At 62.6% G+C, this 18,422-nt stretch carries 15 protein-coding genes; 7 read left to right on the forward strand and 8 right to left on the reverse strand.

The window, feature by feature from the left end; all coding sequences use genetic code 11:
* Positions 1–13: 13 nt before the first annotated feature.
* The 5 genes from VGE08_RS17205 to glpD form a co-directional block, all read right to left on the reverse strand.
* Positions 14–2,848, reverse strand: a complete 2,835-nt coding sequence (locus VGE08_RS17205) for a TonB-dependent receptor plug domain-containing protein (RefSeq protein WP_331069146.1) — start codon at positions 2,846–2,848, stop codon at positions 14–16.
* A 361-nt stretch (positions 2,849–3,209) separates the two neighbouring features.
* Positions 3,210–4,241, reverse strand: coding sequence for an L-threonine 3-dehydrogenase (tdh, locus tag VGE08_RS17210; RefSeq protein ID WP_331069147.1), 1,032 nt, complete (start codon positions 4,239–4,241; stop codon positions 3,210–3,212).
* A 106-nt stretch (positions 4,242–4,347) separates the two neighbouring features.
* Positions 4,348–5,535 carry a glycine C-acetyltransferase gene (locus VGE08_RS17215; RefSeq protein ID WP_331069148.1) on the reverse strand — a complete coding sequence of 396 codons (1,188 nt, stop codon included), beginning with the start codon at positions 5,533–5,535 and terminating at the stop codon, positions 4,348–4,350.
* A 210-nt stretch (positions 5,536–5,745) separates the two neighbouring features.
* A complete protein-coding gene (locus VGE08_RS17220) occupies positions 5,746–7,560 on the reverse strand; it encodes a DUF885 domain-containing protein (protein WP_331069149.1) in 1,815 nt (604 codons plus the stop codon).
* A 66-nt stretch (positions 7,561–7,626) separates the two neighbouring features.
* Positions 7,627–9,210 carry a glycerol-3-phosphate dehydrogenase gene (gene glpD / locus VGE08_RS17225; protein WP_331069150.1) on the reverse strand — a complete coding sequence of 528 codons (1,584 nt, stop codon included), beginning with the start codon at positions 9,208–9,210 and terminating at the stop codon, positions 7,627–7,629.
* A gap of 126 nt (positions 9,211–9,336) precedes the next feature.
* Between glpD and VGE08_RS17230 the strand changes: the two genes are divergently transcribed.
* The gene (locus tag VGE08_RS17230; protein WP_331069151.1) at positions 9,337–9,732 is read left to right on the forward strand and encodes an RNA-binding S4 domain-containing protein; all 396 of its coding nucleotides are present in this window, start codon (positions 9,337–9,339) and stop codon (positions 9,730–9,732) included.
* A gap of 2 nt (positions 9,733–9,734) precedes the next feature.
* Here VGE08_RS17230 and VGE08_RS17235 read toward each other — a convergent pair whose 3' ends face one another.
* The gene (locus tag VGE08_RS17235) at positions 9,735–10,820 is read right to left on the reverse strand and encodes an XdhC family protein (RefSeq protein ID WP_331069152.1); all 1,086 of its coding nucleotides are present in this window, start codon (positions 10,818–10,820) and stop codon (positions 9,735–9,737) included.
* Between the two features lie 234 nt (positions 10,821–11,054).
* On the opposite strand from VGE08_RS17235, the gene VGE08_RS17240 reads away from it, so the two are divergent.
* The 5 genes from VGE08_RS17240 (at position 11,055) to VGE08_RS17260 (ending at position 15,611) form a co-directional block, all read left to right on the forward strand.
* Positions 11,055–11,474 (forward strand): hypothetical protein, encoded by a 420-nt coding sequence (locus tag VGE08_RS17240; protein ID WP_349258730.1) that lies wholly within the window; start codon positions 11,055–11,057, stop codon positions 11,472–11,474.
* Positions 11,475–11,589: 115 nt separating this feature from the next.
* Entirely contained in the window at positions 11,590–12,684 is a 1,095-nt protein-coding gene (locus VGE08_RS17245; protein ID WP_331069154.1) for a phosphotransferase, read from the forward strand.
* A gap of 17 nt (positions 12,685–12,701) precedes the next feature.
* A complete protein-coding gene (locus VGE08_RS17250; RefSeq protein WP_331069155.1) occupies positions 12,702–13,898 on the forward strand; it encodes an acyl-CoA dehydrogenase family protein in 1,197 nt (398 codons plus the stop codon).
* A gap of 16 nt (positions 13,899–13,914) precedes the next feature.
* Positions 13,915–15,045: an acyl-CoA dehydrogenase family protein gene (locus tag VGE08_RS17255; RefSeq protein WP_331069156.1), complete on the forward strand. Its 1,131-nt coding sequence runs from the start codon at positions 13,915–13,917 to the stop codon at positions 15,043–15,045.
* Between the two features lie 299 nt (positions 15,046–15,344).
* Positions 15,345–15,611 carry a hypothetical protein gene (locus tag VGE08_RS17260; protein ID WP_331069157.1) on the forward strand — a complete coding sequence of 89 codons (267 nt, stop codon included), beginning with the start codon at positions 15,345–15,347 and terminating at the stop codon, positions 15,609–15,611.
* A 53-nt stretch (positions 15,612–15,664) separates the two neighbouring features.
* Here the strand turns inward: VGE08_RS17260 and VGE08_RS17265 are convergent, their stop codons facing one another.
* Positions 15,665–16,498: an MOSC domain-containing protein gene (locus tag VGE08_RS17265; RefSeq protein ID WP_331069158.1), complete on the reverse strand. Its 834-nt coding sequence runs from the start codon at positions 16,496–16,498 to the stop codon at positions 15,665–15,667.
* Between the two features lie 202 nt (positions 16,499–16,700).
* Here VGE08_RS17265 and VGE08_RS17270 point away from each other — a divergent pair, with 202 nt between their 5' ends.
* Positions 16,701–17,459 carry a queuosine precursor transporter gene (locus tag VGE08_RS17270; RefSeq protein ID WP_331069159.1) on the forward strand — a complete coding sequence of 253 codons (759 nt, stop codon included), beginning with the start codon at positions 16,701–16,703 and terminating at the stop codon, positions 17,457–17,459.
* Positions 17,460–17,500: 41 nt separating this feature from the next.
* Here VGE08_RS17270 and trxA read toward each other — a convergent pair whose 3' ends face one another.
* Positions 17,501–18,358 carry a thioredoxin gene (trxA, locus tag VGE08_RS17275; RefSeq protein ID WP_331069160.1) on the reverse strand — a complete coding sequence of 286 codons (858 nt, stop codon included), beginning with the start codon at positions 18,356–18,358 and terminating at the stop codon, positions 17,501–17,503.
* Between the last annotated feature and the right edge of the window lie 64 nt (positions 18,359–18,422).

Consider the following 18,422-nt stretch of genomic DNA (forward strand, 5'->3'; position numbering starts at 1 on the left):
CAGCGTTGCTCAGCTAGAACTTGAACCCCACCTGACCGAACAGCACGCGGCCGCGCGGATCATAGAAGCGCGCGTCGTAGCCGATCTGGAAGTTGGCCGCGGTCAGTGACAGCGGCGGTTCCTCATCGAACAGGTTCAGCGCGCCCACCGTCACCTCGACCCAATCGGTGATCCGCCAGGTCGATTGCCAGTCGAGCGTGAAGTAGTCGTCCACGTCCAGCCGTACGGTGGCGACTTCGCCGTTGAAGTTGCCGTCCGCGTCGATGCCGTCCACCGTGGTCGATATGTCGCGGTAGCCGCTCTTGTAGTTGGCGGTGATGGTGTGCGCGAAGGCGCCATGGTCGAACGATGTCAGCACGCGCCCCACCCAGCGGAATGTCGGCAGGTCCAGCGCCGTCGAATAACTGCCGATGTTGCGGTAGTACGGACCATCGGAGGTCAACTGCAGTTTGTTGGTGAGCATGTAGGTCGCCACCAGTTGCATGCGCAGCCGCCCCGGACCGACATCCCAGTTGGCATCCGAATTGAAGTCGATGCCGCTGTAGTACTCCTTGCCGGTGTTGAGGTTGGTCTGGTTGTACGCGAGGTAGGTCGTCCCGGTGCCGATGTCCCTGAAGGTCGTCCAGGAATCGGGATACAGCGTGGGATTGGCGAAGGCCTCGGTCTCCTCGATCTGACCGAATGCGTCTTCGATGGCCACCCACCAGTAGTCCATGCCCACCGAGAGCCGCGGTGAGAATTCGAACACGGCACCGAACATTGCCTGGCGCGACTCTTCCGGAGTGAGCGCCGGGTTGCCACCGGCGAAGACATCGTACTGCGTCTGTGGCGGCCGGCAGATTGCGCCCAGGCTGGCCGCGATGGCCGCGAGATCCGCGGTGCAATCATAGGGATTTGCGGTGACACCGTAGTTCTGCAGGGACGCGTTGAGCTGCGGCACCGTGGGTGCATGGAAGCCCGTGCCATAGGAGCCACGCAGCAGCAATCGATCCAGCGGCGTGAGCTTGAAGCTGATCTTGTAATTGGTCGTGTCGCCGACGTCGTCATAATCGTCATAGCGTCCGGAGCCGGTCAGTTCCAGCCATTCGAGCGGCTGCACGACGACTTCGGTGAACAGACCCCAGACCTTGCGGTCGGCGCCGTACGGAATGGATGCAGCGGCGTCGCCGAAGCGTTGATCGCCCAGGCCCGGCCCGGCCGCGGCGGGAGTGCCGGCGACGGGATCGTCGAGATTCGCCTGCGCGAACTGGCTCGGCTTGGAGCGGAATTTTTCCCGGTAATGGCTCACGCCCGCCGCGAACAGCACCGGCTTGCCGTTCGGCAATTCGAACAACTCACGCGAGGCGCGCAACTCGGCGGTCTCCATTTCCGAGGTGCCGCCGTCCCAGTAGCCGCGATAGTTGATCGAGGCCAGGTCCGCCAGGCCCGCTTCGGTCTGCTGTCCGGGACCGACGAACGGATTGATGTTGCCGCGTGCCAGCGCGGCGGCGAAGGCGAGCGCGCCGGGATAGCCCGAGATCACGCCTTTGACGTCGCTTTCCGATTTCGACAGGGCGAAATCGTAGTCCCATCCGGCGATATCGCCTTCGATGCCGGCCACCACGTGATAGAACTTTGCTTCGTCGTCGTTGATGCGCTGGCCCAGATCGAAGGCACGATACGGCGCCACGATCGGGTCGATGGCGCCATCGCCATCGGCGTCCACGGGCCCGAAGATCGGCGTGCCGGTGTCGTCGGTCACGCCAGCGAGATATTGGTTGTATAGCGGCGAGCCGATCGCGATGGCCAGTTCTCCCGGCACCGGCGCGATCTTGGAGGTCTGCTGAGTCTCCGACCAGAGCACGTCCACGAACAGGTTGTGCACTTCGCCCAGTCTGACGTTGAGCGATGCGGTGGCGTTCTTGCGTTCGCGGTCGGGATAGAGCTGGATGTTGCGTACGTAATCGTAGTAGCACGCGTTCCCCACTGGCGCCGAACCTTCCGGGCAACTGCCCGTGTTCAGGAAGTCCAGGCTGACGGCCTCGCCGGCCAGGGCGCCGGTGGTGGCGATGACGTTGGCGGGAATGTTGCGCGAGGAACCATTGAAGTAGGTCCAGCGCTGCCCGCCGTAATTGAAATTCACGATCGCCGAGTTGGCGAAGTCCCGGTCGCGCGAGTTGAGCTCATCGCGCGTGTCGTAGGCCAACGCGGCGAACACGTTCCAGCCATCCGACTCGTAGTCGCCGATGCCGCCGCTCAGGCTGACGCCTCGTTCTCTGGCGCCATCCTCGGGGCCGTAGTAGCGGACCGAGGCGTCACGATCCACTGTCTTGTCCTTGGTGATGAAGTTGACTACGCCGGCAACGGCATCCGAGCCGTACAACGACGATGCGCCAGAGGTCAGGATCTCGACGCGTTGAATTGCCGACACCGGAATGCTGTTGAGATCCACCGCGGCCGCGAAGCCGGTGAGCGTCTGCCCGCCGAACTGAGCCATGCGCCGGCCATTCAATAACACCAGCGTGCGGTTTTCGCCGATGTTGTGCACCGACACACCGGAGAAGCCAAACGTCGCCGCGCCAACCGAATCGGCTTCGACCGTCGCGCCTTGAATCGTCGGCAAACGCTGCATCAAGTCCACGACCGATGCAGCGCCGGTGCGCGCGATCGCCTGCGAGTCCAGCACTTGCACCGGCAGCGATGCTTCCGCTTCTACGCGCCGGATCGCCGAACCCGTGACTATCACTTCTTCGATCTCGCTGCGCGAAGCGGGCGGTTCCTGCGCCATCGCGGCGGCCGCCGCGAGAATAGTCGGGCCCGTCCAAAGCGCGCAACGCACTGCTCGTCGCAAAGAGTTACTGCTGGCCATGTGCTTCTCCTGCTCGGGAATCGGCAGACATCCATTGCTGTTGCAGGTGATGTCTGACCGGAGAAATGAGGACAAAGGCGAGGCCGCTCGGCGGAAGCCAGCCGGATGAAACATTCGACGCTTGTCGGCCAGGGGCGGCATGGGCTCGCCTTGCTCGCAATGAATGCGACTTACATGTATCTCGACAACGACAGATGTTCTATGTTGGTTCCATACACTCGTCGCAAGTGCATTGCGACGAGCATTGGACGAATGAGCAGCTCGATCGGGCGAGCGCGCCTGTAGCCAGCAAGCCACAGGCGGAGGAGGGAAGCGCGGCTTGGCTTTACCGAGACGGTTTCAATGCGACACCGCGTCGTCGTTATGCGGATTCCCAGTTCATCACCACCTTGCCGGATTGCCCCGCGCCCATGATTTCGAAGGCACGCTGGTATTCGGTGTAAGGCAGGCGGTGGGTGATGATGGGGCGAACGTCCAGACCGCTTTGCAGCAGCGCCGCCATCTTGTACCAGGTCTCGAACATCTGCCGGCCATAAATGCCTTTGAGGGTGAGGCCTTTGAGAATCACGTCGTTCCAGTCGATGGCGACTTCCGTCGAAGGAATGCCGAGCATCGCGATGCTGCCGCCGTGATGCAGCGTTCGCAGCATGTCGCGTAGCGCGGATGCGTTGCCCGACATCTCCAGGCCGACGTCGAAGCCTTCCTGCATGCCCAGCTGTTTCATTGCGTCGTCGAGCGAATCGCGCGTGACGTTCAATGCCAGGGTCGCGCCCATCTTGCGAGCCAGGTCCAGGCGATAGTCGTTCACGTCGGTGATGACGACATTGCGCGCGCCGATGAAACGAACGATGGCTGCGGCCATGATGCCGATCGGGCCCGCGCCGGTGATCAGCACGTCTTCGCCAACCACGTCGAACGCGAGTGCCGTGTGCACGGCGTTGCCGAGGGGATCGAGGATCGACGCGATCTCGTCATCGATGGCGGCCGGTAGCTTGAATGCGTTGAATGCCGGAATCACCACGTACTCGGCGAACGATCCCTGACGATTCACGCCCACGCCGACGGTGTTGCGACACAGATGCCGGCGTCCTGCCCGGCAGTTGCGGCAGTAACCACAGGTGATATGGCCCTCGCCGGAAACGCGGTCGCCGGGTGCGAAGCCCGAGACTTCGCTGCCGACCTCCACGATCTCGCCGCTGTACTCGTGACCGACGGCCATCGGCACAGGAATGGTCTTCTGCGCCCACTTGTCCCAATTGTAGATGTGCATGTCGGTGCCGCAGATGGCGGTCCGTTTCACACGGATCATCACGTCATTGGGGCCCACCGTGGGTTTCGGAATGTCCTGCAATTCGATGCCAGCAGCAGCACGGGCTTTGACTAGTGCGCGCATAGTGTTTAACGAGAAGTGACTGATGAATGGTGACTAATGAACGGTCAGAAGGAATGAGGTGGCTTTCTGACCATTCACCAGTCATTAGTCACCATTCACTTCTTTCTTAAATGACGCCGAGCTCCTTGCCTACCGTGGTGAATGCCGCCACGGCCTTGTCGAGTTGTTGCGTGGTGTGAGCAGCGGACATCTGCGTGCGAATGCGGGCTTTGCCATGGGGCACCACCGGGAACGAGAATCCGATGACGTAGACACCGTGTTCCAGCAGCCGCTGCGCGAACTCGGCAGCGACCTTGGCATCCCCGAGCATGACGGGGATGATGGGATGTTCGCCCGGCACCAGATTGAAGCCGGCCGCCGTCATCTGCTTGCGGAAATGTGCGGCGTTATCCCACAGGCGCGAGCGCAGCTTGTCGTCCGCCTCGAGCAGATCGAGCACGCGCAGGCTCGCTGCGGCAATGAACGGTGGAATGCTGTTGGAGAAGAGATAGGGGCGGGAGCGCTGGCGCAGCCATGCGATGATTTCCTTGCGGCCGGCGGTGTAACCGCCGCTTGCGCCGCCCAAAGCTTTGCCCAGGGTGCCGGTGATGATATCGACTCGATCCATCACGCCTCTGAGCTCATGTGTGCCGCGGCCTTTCTCGCCGACGAAACCGACCGCGTGCGAATCGTCCACCATGACCAGAGCGTCGTAGCGATCCGCCAGATCGCAGATATCTTTCAAGCGGGCAATGACGCCATCCATGGAGAACACGCCGTCGGTGGCGATGAGCCGCACACGAGCATTCGCGGCTTCTTTCAGGCGCGTTTCCAGCTCGTCCAGGTCGTTGTTGGCGTAGCGGAAGCGCTGCGCTTTGCACAGCCGGATGCCATCGATGATGCTGGCATGATTCAACGCGTCGCTGATCACGGCATCCTGTTCATCGAGCAGGGTCTCGAACAAGCCGCCGTTGGCATCGAAGCAGGAGGAGTAAAGGATGGTGTCCTCGGTGCCGAGGAAACGGCTCAGCCGTTCTTCCAGCTCCTTGTGGACCTGGTGGGTCCCGCAGATGAAGCGCACCGAGGCCATGCCGTAGCCATAGCGGTCCAGCGCCAGCCGTGCCGCCTCGCGTACCGAGGCATTGTTTGCCAGGCCGAGATAGTTGTTGGCGCACAGGTTCAGGACTTCATCGCCGCCCACCACTCGCACCGACGAGCTTTGCGGCGAGATCAACACACGCTCGGGCTTGAACAGGCCCTGCGTGCGCAGTTGTTCAGTGTCAGCCGCCAGCCGATCGAGAAAGTCACGCTTCACAAATGAACCTCCTGCCGAGGAAGGCGCGGATTGTGCCACTGTGCGGATGACCGCTAGCAGGTCAGCTAGGTCCCGCGGGCTGGAGTACAGCTTAATAGAGGTTCAGTTTAGCTTTATGTGGGTTCAGTTCCTAGGGTCGCAGCGAGGTTCTGTCGTGCGGGATTTCCCGGACAGGGGCGCCTGGCGCCGGACGGTCGGGCTATGCTCGTCTCACAGGGCCGGTTCGGATCTGCTCCATTGGGTCACCGCGGCGTGCAATACGTCGATCGGCACGGGCCCCGAGCGCAATACCAGATCGTGAAAGTCGCGCACGTCGAAGCGCGCTCCCAGGTGCTGACGTGCCCGTTCCCGGGCGGCGCGGATTTCCGTGGCGCCGACCATGAAGCTGCAAGCCTGGCCTGGATACACGCAATAGCGGTCTATTTCGCGCTGAGCGGCAGCAGCCGGCTCGCCCGCATTGTTCATCATCCATTCGACCGCCTGCTCGCGGGTCCAGCGATGATGATGAATGCCCGTGTCCACCACGATGCGCGCGGCACGAAACAATTCCGATTGCAGCAGGCCGATACGTCCCGCCGGATTGTTGTCATAAATGCCCAACTCGTCGGCAACGCGCTCGGCATACAAAGCCCAGCCTTCCGTGTATGCCGAGAAACGCACCAGACGGCGGAACAGGGAGAGATCTCCGGCCTCACGCAGCACGCCGGCTTGAAAGTGATGACCGGGAATGCCTTCGTGGTGAGCCAACGTCGGCAGCCGCCACAACGGCAGCTCGGCCGGCGACTTCAAATTCAGCGAGAAGGTGCCGGGCTGACCCCCCACCCCCTCGCTGTAGAACGCTCCCGGTGCGCCGTTCTCGATGGCCACCGGAGTGCGTTTGACCAGCAACTCATCGTTGGGGATCGTCTTGAACCCCTTGGGCAGCAGGGCACGGATCGAATCGAGCATCTTGCGAGCGGCAGCCAGCAGTTGCTCACGTCCTGCATCGTTCTCGGGAACCAGGAAACGAGCGTCGGTATCCAGCGCTTTGATGCGCTGGGCGACCGAGCCGCTCGTCAACCCTTGCTGTCGCAGGCTGCGATCCAGTTGCGACGTGATATCGGCGACGAGTTGCAGGCCGCGCTCGTGCAGTGCTCCCAGAGCAATAGTCGTGGTGGTGTTCGAATGAACGGCGCCGGCATAGTAGGCATCGCCGTCAGGGAGAGCCCACACGCCTGCCGATGCCTTTGCCTTGGGCGCCAGTGTTTGCAGCGCTTGTATCTGCCGATCCAGAGCCGGTGCTATCGTGGCCCGAAATATTTGTTCCGCGCGCGGACCGATGTCACCAGGTTTCTTGGCGCGGGCACGTTCCACCGCTGGGCCGATCAGCGTTGTCTGCGCGGGTGGAGCGTCGCGCAAAGCCTGGATCTGCGCGATCGTTCGAGCAATGACGAACCTCGGCGGAATCACACCGATGCCCGCATCGTGACGAATTCGCTCCGTTTCCTGGTCGAGCGCGCGACCGAGCGCCGTCAGCCGAGAGAAATACGCATCCACGTCGCGCGATGTTTCCAGCGGATGACGCGAGCCGAGTGTCTCGGGTAACCAATAGTAGACCCCATTCATCTGACTGACCGGGTAGGGGCTCGGGCGCAGATTGATATCGACTGTGCCATAGCGGGCCGTCAGTTTCTCGAGCGTCGCGTACACGAATACGGCAGTGTCGTAGTCGAGTTGTCGGGACGCGTCGAGCTTGCTGCGATCGATGCGGTCGAGCTCGACGAGCGCACGTTTGGCTGATTCGTGATCCTCGGCCGACGCGCCCATCGAGCGGTCGTCGAGTTGTGCGCGTAGGTTGGCGTTCGCGCCAACGTCTAGCTCAAATTGTGTGGCTTCCTCCGGACTGCGGCGCAGATACTGTTCGGCGAGCCGTTGTAGCAGTTGGTCGAGACTCGATGCGGGATCACTCGTGGCGAATGCTGGCAGGCCGCTGCAGGCAGCCAGGCCAGCTGCGACAGCGGTGCGGATGAGCGTGCGGCGGTTCATGCAACTTCCAAAAGCGATTGCCAGAGCTTACCGGACTGCCGGTGACCCTGGCCATGCAAGCCACGCTCAACTTGATTGCGACTCGAACAACTGCGCGACGCGGCGGCGCTCCAGCTCGTTCAAATGCAGGCCCAGCTTGGTTCGACGCCACAGTACGTCATCGGCGCTGCGCGCCCATTCATGCGCAACCAGGTAGTCGATTTCCGCCTGCGTGAGGCCGGCGCCGTAATGCTCGCCGAGATCCAACATCGCTTGCGCCTTGCCGAGAATTTTTTCCACTCGTGTGCCATAGGCATGCGCGAGCCGGTCGGCAAGAGGTCCAGGGAGAAAGGGCCAACGTTTCTGCACGCCTGCGGCGAACGCCGGGAAATCGGCGCGCGGCACGTCGCCGCCTGGCAGCGGAGCCTGGTCGGTCCACTCGCGGTCGCTGCTGTTCAAGTGAGGCTGCAATTTCTCGAGCGCACTTTCGGCCAGCTTCCGATAAGTCGTGATCTTGCCGCCGAAGATGGAAAGCAGTGGCGGAGCGTCGCGCGTGGTCTCGGTGATTTCGAGCCGGTAATCGCGCGTCACCTTCGATGCGTTCCTGGATTCGTCGTCCGAGAGTGGCCGCACGCCGGCGTAGCTCCATTTCACATCGGCAGGCGCGATATGTTTACGAAAGTAGCTGTTGATGGTGCTGCAAAGATACAGCACTTCGTCTGGCGAGATGCTCACCTTGGTGGCGTCGCCGGTGAACGGCACGTCAGTGGTGCCGACCAGCGTGAACTGCTGCTGATAGGGAATTGCGAACACGATGCGGCCATCGGCGTTCTGCAGCATGAAGGCGTGCTCGCCCTGGAACAGGCGTGGCACGACGATGTGGCTGCCCTTGACCAGACGTACCTGCGCGCTGACCTCCATTTCGGGAAACCTTTGCAGCACCTGCTGTACCCACGGACCGGCCGCGTTCACGATGGCGCGCGCGCGGACCCGGGCAGCTTCGTTACTCTTCGAATCTTGCAGGTTCGCGACCCACTGCGAACCTTCGACTCGAGCGGAGAGAAAGCGAGTACGAGTGCGAATGGAAGCGCCACGCTGCGCAGCGTCGAGCGCGTTGAGTACGACCAGCCGGCTATCGTCGACCCAGCAATCCGAATAGGCGAAGCCGTGATCCAGACCGGGCCGCAAGGGGCCGAATGCGCCATTGGCGAGGCGCACGCTGCGAGAGGCGGGCAGGATCTTGCGGCCGCCGATGTGATCGTAGAAGAACAGTCCCAGGCGCATCAGCCAGCGCGGCCGCAATTCCGGAACGTGCGGCAAGATGAATTGCATCGGCCGGATGATGTGAGGTGCGATGCGCAACAGGCGTTCACGCTCGATCAGCGCTTCGCGCACCAGCCGGAACTCGAAGAACTCCAGGTAACGCAAGCCGCCATGAATGAGCTTGGTGCTGGCCGAGGAGGTGGCCGAAGCGAGGTCGTCCTGCTCGACCAGCAGCACCTTCAGGCCGCGCCCGGCAGCGTCTCGTGCGATTCCGGCACCGTTGACACCGCCACCGACGATCAGCAGATCGACATCAGGAAAATCGACGCAGCGCTGCGCCGAACCAATGGCGGGGCTGTCGCTGGCGCTCACCGCTGCGCCCATTGTCTTTGGCTCGCCCTCGCTCATGGCTGGAAGCAGTTGACCCCGAAAGTGCTGACAGAGTGACCAGAATACTGGGAGTGCCGGGAAATGGAATGGTTCCAGGTACGCACTGGCTGCGAACTTGCCGCAACGACGCGTTAAACTTCTGTCATGACAGATCAGAGTTCGAGCGGCGAGCGGGCTGGCCTGCGAATCGACAAGTGGCTGTGGTTCGTGCGGTTGTTCAAGAGCCGCTCGTTGGCCACCGATGCCGTGGCCGGTGGACTGGTGCACGTGAATGGCGAGCGCGTGAAGCCGTCACGCGTCGTTCATGTGGATGACCGGCTACAAATCACCAAGGACGAAACACGATTGGAAGTGATCGTCCGCGGAATGCCTGTGCGCCGCGGGCCGGCGCCCGAAGCTCGCCTGTACTACGTGGAGACCGAGGAGAGCATCGCAGCTCGGGAAAAGCAGCGCGAGCGCAGTCGACTGGCGGCGCCGGCGCCCGAAGGCCGGCCCGACAAGCACGCCCGCCGGGTGCTGCGTGACCTGCGCCGAGGCTGACTTCAACCGGCGACGGTCTTGCTGAACGAGCCGCCCTCGCGCCCGGCCATGAAGGCTTGAATTTCCGCTACGATGGCGAGCGCGATGGTCTCCGGCGACCTTGCACCAATATCGAGCCCGATCGGTCCGTACAAGCGGCCGCTCAAGCGCGCCGCCTTGTCGCCAATTTCGTGCAACAAACGAATGCGCCGCGGCGCCGGGCCGAGCAGACCCACATAGGGAATGGAGCTGTCGGCCAATGCGGCGAGATAAGCCTGGTCCGACAGCAAGTGATGACTCATGACAACCGCGGCATCGTACTTGCCGGTCTCCAGTTCCCGCGGCAATTCGCTCGCCGCCATGAGAGCGACCCGCCGTGCGCGTGGAAAACGCTCGGCGACGGCATACGCGGGGCGATGATCGAACACGCTGACCTGCCAGTTCATCAAACCCGCGATCTCCACCAGCGGCATGGCGTCCGGTCCGGCACCCAGCAGTAACAAGCGGGGCGGCAGCTCGATGGGTACGACCAGGAATGTCGCATCATCGGCCACGACCGTTGCGCTCGTCGGCCCCGCACCGCGCGGCGTGGAGACATTCATGGCAGTTGCAACGTTATCGGGAGCGGAATGTTTGTTCTGCGACCAGAATGCCGTGCCCAATGGGAGTGCAGGATTGCGCGACTCGGTGACTATCGCGAAATGCGCGTCCATCTGATCGAACCGGCAGCGCGCCGCGAAGTTGAACGGCTGATAGTCGTTGCCACGGTCCAGGCGGCTCAACAGAATGGTCATCGCGCCTTCGCAGCCGAGCCCGATGCCCCAGATCACGTCATCGGAGCTGCGGGTGTCGTAGTGAACGGTCGCCGGCTCGCCGGTTTGCAGGACGATACGGGCGCGCTCCATCAAGTCCGCTTCCAGGCAACCGCCGCTCAGCAGGCCCGCGACACGCCCATCCCCTGCGATGAGCATCTGCGCACCGGCTTTGCGATACGTGGAACCGAGAGTCCGTGTCACGGTGGCGAGCACCAAGGGCTCGCCGCGGTCGAGGTAGTCGCGAAAGAATTCGTCGGCGGCCACGCCGCTATGGATCAAGCCGGGCTGGTTCATGGAGCGCAAGTTGGTTGCCTGAACCGGATTGTTACAGCTTCGGCGCGACAGCGCATGCCAAAAGCGGGGGCAGTGCTTGCCTGATCCGGCAATTGTGACCGGACCGATAGTCGCTCGACACCGGAGCGCCCGGCCGGGAACTTTTCGCGGTTCCGGCACCCGTAGAATGGGATGGTCTCAACTGACGAGCATCATGCGAGGGGAGGACTGCATATGCCTGGCTCGAGCCGGATCATGCTTGCGACCTGGATGACCGTGCTTGGCCTGGTGCTGTCGCAACCGGCGGCAGCGGCCAGCATCCGCTGCACCATGAAGTTCACCATGCAAGGCTGGTCGGCGTTCTACAAGACCGCCAAGGGCAGCGGCACGATCCGCTGCAGCAATGGCCAGTCGTTCAATGTCAAGCTTTCGGCCAAGGGCGGCGGGCTGACCGTGGGCAAATCCTCCATCGAGGACGGCCGCGGCAAGTTCTCGGCGGTGGCCAGCACCGATGAGCTGTTCGGCACTTATGTCGCTGCCGAAGCGCATGCCGGCGCGGTCAAGTCCTCCGGCGCCCAGGCGATGACCAAGGGCGAAGTGTCGTTGGCGTTGAGCGGCACCGGGCGCGGGTTCGATCTCGGCATTGCCTTCGGCAAGATGACCATCTCGCGTTGAAATTTCACATAGCGGGACGGCAGCGCCAGCATCACTCGACAGGCGCTCGCGCTGTTTCGACATGCACCCCTGGCCGCATACAATGACTGGCCGCTAATCAGGGGGACGACGAGCAATGCCGCAGACCGGGACGCAATCGCAAGCGTTGGCGAAAGGGTCGGACGTTGCCGTCATCGACGTACTGCCGCAACACCGCTTCGACGAAGCGCCGCTCTGGCAATACTTGCAACAGCACCTGGATGATTTCTCAGCACCCGCGCGCCTGCGCCAGTTCCAGGGGGGACAATCCAATCCCACGTTTCTGATCGAGACCGCCAGCAAGAAATTCGTGCTGCGGAAAAAGCCGCCTGGCAAGCTGCTGCCGTCGGCGCATTTGATCGAGCGCGAATATCGCATTCTTCGAGCGCTGCCCGAGACCGCCGTTCCCGTGCCTCGCGCGCGCATGCTTTGCGAGGATGCAAGCATCATCGGCACACCTTTCTACGTGATGGATCATGTCGAAGGGCGCGTGATCACGAAAGTAGCGCTGCCGGACCTGACGCCGGCCGAACGACGCGCGATCTACACGGACTATGCCCGCATTGGCGCGCAGCTGCACGCTGTCGACTACAAGGCTTGCGGCTTGAGCGACTTCGGCAAGCCCGAAGGTTACGTGGCTCGCCAGCTCGATCGCTGGACCAAGCAGTATCTGGCGTCGAAGACCGAAGAGAACGCCGACATGAACCAGCTCATCGCCTGGCTCGGCGCGCACCTGCCGGCCACCGACGAAACGGCCATCGTTCACGGCGATTATCGTATCGGCAATACGATTCTGCATCCCACCGAGCCGCGCATCGTCGCGGTGCTGGATTGGGAGCTCGCAACGCTGGGTCATCCGCTCAGCGATCTGGCCTACGCGTGCATGTTCTATCGGATTGCGCCCAGCGAGCTGGGCACCGGAGGACTGCAGGGTGTCGATATCGTCGCGCTCGGCATTCCGGACGAACAGGAGTTTGTCGGACTGTACTGCAAATTCTCGGGTCGAGACCGCATCCCCGACTGGCCGTTCTTCCTGGCGTTCGCTTACTTTCGCATGGCTGCAATCACGCAAGGCGTATATGCGCGCGCCTTGCAAGGCAATGCCGCGGATCAACGCGCAATTCAATATGGAGAGCACGCCAAGGCTTTCGCCGCCGCCGGCCGCGGCATGACGCAGCGTGCAAATGATTGAGTGCTTCGGAGACGAACATGTCCGCACAAGTCGAATCAGATCAAGAACTGGAAACATTCCGGCGCGACACGCGCGCGTGGTTGGAAGCGAACTGTCCGGTCGAGATGCGCCAGCCGGTCGTCGATGAATACGACACCTGCTGGGGTGGCCGGCGGTTCCAGTTCAAGAACGATGCGCAGCGTGTGTGGCTGCAGAGAATGGCCGAGCGCGGCTGGACCGTGCCGGAATGGCCGAAGCAATACGGCGGCGGTGGGCTGAGCAAGGAACAGGCTCGCGTGCTGCGCGAGGAAATGGCGGCGTTGAAATGCCGTTCGCCGCTCACCTCTTTCGGTATCTCCATGCTCGGGCCGGCGCTGCTCAAGTATGGCAACGAGCAACAAAAGAGCGAGCATCTCCCCAAGATCGTGCGCGGCGAGATCCGCTGGTGCCAGGGCTATTCGGAGCCCGGCGCGGGCTCGGACCTGGCATCGCTCAAGACGCGCGCCGACGATCACGGCGATCACTTCGTCGTGAACGGCTCGAAGATCTGGACCAGCTATGGCGACAAAGCCGATTGGATCTTTTGCCTGGTGCGCACCAGCTTCTCGGGCAAGAAGCAGGAAGGCATCAGCTTCCTGTTGTTCGACATGGAGTCGCCCGGCATCACCACCCAGCCCATCCGCCTGATCTCGGGCTATTCGCCGTTCACCCAGACGTTCTTCGACAACGTCAAGGTGCCCAAGCAGAACCTGGTCGGCGAGTTGAACAAGGGTTGGACCATTGCAAAGTACCTGCTCACGCACGAGCGCAACATGATCGGCGGCTTCGGCATGCAGCGCGCAACCCCACTGAGCCAGTTGGCGGTCAAGAACATCGGCCTGGCGGCTGGCCGCCTGGCCGAGCCGGCACTGCGCACCGATATCGCGCGGTTCGAAATGGACGCGATGGCGTTCGCGCTCACCATGCAGCGGGTGACCGACGAAGCCAAGGCCGGCAACGAGACCGGCGCCATGTCCTCGATGCTCAAGTACTACGGCACCGAGCTGAACAAGCGCCGCGCCGAGCTGACCATGTCGGTGGCAGGTAGCGAAGGCTTGAGGTTCGGCGATGCACCGGGCGAGGAGCAACTGGCGGCGATGTGGCTGAGGACCAAAGCCAACTCCATCGAGGGCGGTACGTCCGAAATCCAGCTGAACATCATCGCCAAGAACGTGCTGCGTCTGCCGGGCGCGTGACGTCGAGGAACCATTCATGACTCTGATACTTACCGACGATCAGCAAATGTTCCGGGACGCGGCCAAGCGCTTCGTCGCCGAGCGTGCGCCAGTCGCGCAGTTGCGCAAGCTGCGTGATGACGCAGACCCGACCGGATTCAGCCGGCCGCTCTGGAAGGAGATGGCGGAAATGGGCTGGGCAGGGGTGCTCGTGCCCGAGGAGTACGGCGGCGTGAGTTTCGGCTTCGTCGGCGCCGGGCTGCTTGCCGCCGAGATCGGCCGCAACCTGAGCGCGACCCCGCTGCTGTCGAGTGCCGTACTGGCTGTGACCGCTTTGCTACGTGGCGGTACTCCGGAGCAAAAAGAAACATTGCTGCCCGCAATTGCGGGCGGCGACCTGGTGGTTGCTTTCGCCACGGACGAGTGCGAGCGCCACGCGCCGTACCAGATCTCTACGCGCTGCGCTGGGAAGTACAAGGTCAGTGGCCGCAAACCGCATGTGCTGGACGGTCATGTGGCGGATCGACTGATCGTTACCGCGCGCACGTCAGGCGATATCGGCTCGCGCGATGGCATCACTCTGTTGCTGGTCGATCCGAAGGCGGACGGCGTGACGATTTCACGTTCGTCGATGGTCGATAGCCGCAATAGTGCGGTGGTGGAACTGCGCGACGTGATCGTCGACGAAGCCAATGTCATCGGCACGTTCGACAAGGGAGCAATCGTGCTGGATGCGGTGCTCGATGCCGGACGCGCAGTGCTGGCGGCCGAGCTGCTCGGCGTCGCTGAAGAGGCATTCGAACGCACGCTCGCTTATCTGCGCGAGCGCGAACAGTTTGGCGTCAAGATCGGCACGTTCCAGGCTCTCCAACATCGTGCGGCACACTTGTTCTGCGAGATCGAGCTGGTGCGCTCGGTGGTGCTGCGAACGATGCAGGCGCTGGACGCGCAGGACCCGACGGCATCCTCACTCGTGTGCCTCGCCAAAGCCAAAGCCAGCGACGTGGCGCGCATCGCGACCAACGAAGCGGTGCAAATGCACGGCGGCATCGGCATGACGGACGAATTCGACATCGGATTCTTCATGAAGCGCGCCCGCGCCGCCGCCGAGACTTTCGGCGATCAGTTCTACCACACCGACCGGTTCGCGCAGCTGGCAGGCTATTGACCTCCGATCGAGCTGGAAGGATCAAACGCCAGCCTGCCGGCTTGACGGGTCAGCTCGCTGCTGAAGCTCGCGACGCGCACGTCGAGCAGGGCTCCAGGCATGAAGCAGCGGCTCGGTCATCGAGGTCTCCCTACAGCGGAACCTACGCTCGACGCCAGGCATTAAGCTCAAAGCGTGCGCGATGCCGCGGCTTCGCGCGCTGGACGAGTTGATGTATCGGCCTTGTGATCCGCCGCTCATGACCCCACGAGTTGGAGCAGGTAGGGTCGCACGGTCGTTGGAGCCGACGAGTAGAGATTATGACAATCGAGCGCGAATACGATCCCGAAGCGACGGTCGAGATGCCCCGCCCGGTACAGATCGATCCGGAGTTGGAAGACGAGGATCCGGAAAAGACCCTGGTCCGGGAGGACTGGGAGAGCACCGTGATCCGTCGCGTTGCTCCACACGTCGCGGCCGTACAGAGATCGGTTGGCGAGGATGCAGCTATTGAATCCCGCTTCGGCTGGGAAGCCGAAACGCTGCGTCTACTGTCGCGCGCCGTTGCTCGCGAGCGCGAGGGGTAGCGGCAGGAAGATCGGCCCGCCGACGGGCCGGATGATTTGGGTCGAGCGAGACTTCAGGCGATGCTCGTCTTGCTCGTGCCCACGGTGAATTCCAGCTGCTGACCCACCTTCAATTCCTTTCCCAGGCCGCTCGTCAGGATCAAGTTCTGACCGAACAAGACACCGCGTAGATTGCGGTCGAAGCGAAACTCCTTCAGCGTCCGCAACGGCTCCTCGCCGGTGCGCTCGCCGGTGAACTGATCGGTGGTCGTGATCACGCAGCGATCGCAGGGCTTGGCAACTTTCAGCCGCACCTCGCCGGCCACGAATTCATCCACGCTGTCCTCGCCGAACGGCGGCAAGCCATTCACCACGATGTTCGGGCGGAAGCGGTTCATGGGCAGCGGCTGATCCAGGCGGCGGTTCAACTCCTCGAGCGACCCTTCCGAGATCAGCAGGTACGGAAAGGCGTCGGAAAATTGATTCAATGCCTCGACGTCGCCGGCCCACTTGCTGTCGCTGGCGCGCTTGTGACGTTTGTCGAAGCGAACCAGGCGCGACGGCTTGCCCAGGTGCTCGGTGAGCCAGTTGGCTGCTGGCTCGCCTGCGTCGAACGCGGCCACCTTGGAGCGCCAGATCGTGACCTCGACCTCGGGCCCCGTCATATCGAGCGGCAACGAGAGCTCGGCGCCCTGCGGCTTGCGAAGTACCAGCCGATCGTCAGTGATGGCCGTCTCGATCTGCGCCAGCAGCGGTTGTTCACGCTGGGTCAGGAAACGGTATTCCGGTGTGACCACCAACCACTCGCGATCATGCGCCAGGCCGGTCTCGGTGGTGCGCGCTTGCGTCAGCGCAATGCCCCGGCATGACTTGACCGGATAGATGTTCAGCCCTGTGATTTGCAGCATGATCCCGAGCTTCTGAAGGAGAAAGGGAGGGCAAGCATAACCGGTTCGTGCCGGGGCGGCAGCGCACCAGGTGGTGCATACTCATGCATCAGTGGAACTCGAATGGCACCCCGAGCAAAGCATGGCACTTGACCGACTGGCACGAGCTACGGATGCAGGCCTGAATTCACCCACTATCGGCCTGCCGGCGAGGGAACATCCCGTGTCCAATCGAGCCGCGCGCCTGTTCGTGGTCCTGGCGGCATTCCTGGTCTGCAATGCCCTGATCGCCGAGTTCGTCGGCGTGAAGATCTTCGCGCTCGAGCCGACGTTGGGGCTCGATCCCTTGAATTGGAATCTGTTCGGACAAAGCGGCTCGCTGTCGTTCACCAGCGGCGTGCTGTTGTGGCCGTTCGTCTTTCTGATGACCGATATCATCAACGAGTATTTCGGCCGCCGCGGCGTGCGCTTCATTTCGTGGCTGACCGTGGCTTTGATCGTCTATGGCTTTCTGGCCGCGTATGTGGCGATCTCGCTGGCACCGGCGGGGTTCTGGGTTGCGGTCAACAGCGAGCGCGGCGTGCCCGACATGCAGGCCGCGTTCGCCAACATTTTCGGGCAGGGGATGTGGACCATCGCCGGTTCGGTGACTGCATTCCTGATCGGCCAGCTGATCGATGTGGCGGTGTTTCACCGCATTCGCCTGATGACCGGGGAGCGCTGGATCTGGCTGCGAGCAACCGGCTCGACGGCGGTGTCACAGCTCGTGGATAGCTTCGTCGTGTTGTATATCGCGTTCGTGCTCGGGCCGCAGCAGTGGCCGGTGCCGTTGTTTCTCGCGGTGGGCAGCGTCAACTATGGTTACAAACTGCTGATGGCGTTCCTGCTCATTCCGTTGATTTACGTGACGCGGCGGATCATTCGCGCGTATCTTGGGAACGAAGCGTCGGAACGGTTGCAGGCCGTGGCGCGGGCCAAATAAGAATAACAACCGTGGCGGCGTCATGAGCTGACGGCGAGAGCTCAAAACAGCAGGCGCGCCATTTCCTTCCGAGTGCGCCCGACGATGGGGTCCGCGTCTCCGATCAGCTCGAACGCCTGCAGCAGGCTGCGCCGCGCCAGGTCGTCTTTGTAGTTGCGATGCTGCCGCAGCATGTCCAGCCAGGTCTGCAGCGCCGGTTCGACATCACCGCCCAATAGCTGATGCACAGCCAGTGCATGCCGCAAATCCAGATCGCCTTCATTCGCCGCCACGCGCTCGCGTAACGAACGCACGTCGGGATGAGCGGCGACTACGTCGCTGAAATTCAGCAGCGCGGCGAGTCGTTTCACCGAGGGGTGGTTGGGCTCGATGCCCTGCAGACGCGCCAGCTCGCTGTGCGCGCCTTCGAGATCGCCATCCAGTGCATGCAACTCGGCGAGCTCGGTCAGATAGATGATGTTCTGGGGATCCGTCGCCAGCGCTGCTTCGATGAGCGTGCGAGCGCCGGCGAAATCGCCGCTGGCTTTGAGGGCCTGCGCGCGCTCCAGAGGGCCGTCGGATTTGGTGGGCAGATGTTTGTCCAGCATCTGCCGGATCTGCGCCTCGGGCACCACACCCATGAAGTGATCGACGGACGTGCGATCCTTGAATAGCACCACAGTGGGCAAGCTGCGGATGCCAAGCTGTTGCGCCAGTTCCTGCTGTTCGTCGGTATTGACCTTGGCGAGGCGGAAGCGGCCGCCATACTCCTGAGCCAACCGGTCCAGCACCGGCATCAACTGTTTGCAGGGCCCGCACCAGGGTGCCCAGAAGTCCACCAGCACCGGCACCCTGGCCGAGGCTTCGACCACTTCAGTCATGAAGGTATCAGCGGTGACGACGCTCGCTTCGTGACTCACGCGGCTCTCCGGGGATGGGGTTTTCTGCAAACGATCTGTACATGATTGAGTCCCGGCCACGGGA

The organism is Steroidobacter sp., assembly GCF_036406195.1.
Taxonomy (GTDB): domain Bacteria; phylum Pseudomonadota; class Gammaproteobacteria; order Steroidobacterales; family Steroidobacteraceae; genus Steroidobacter.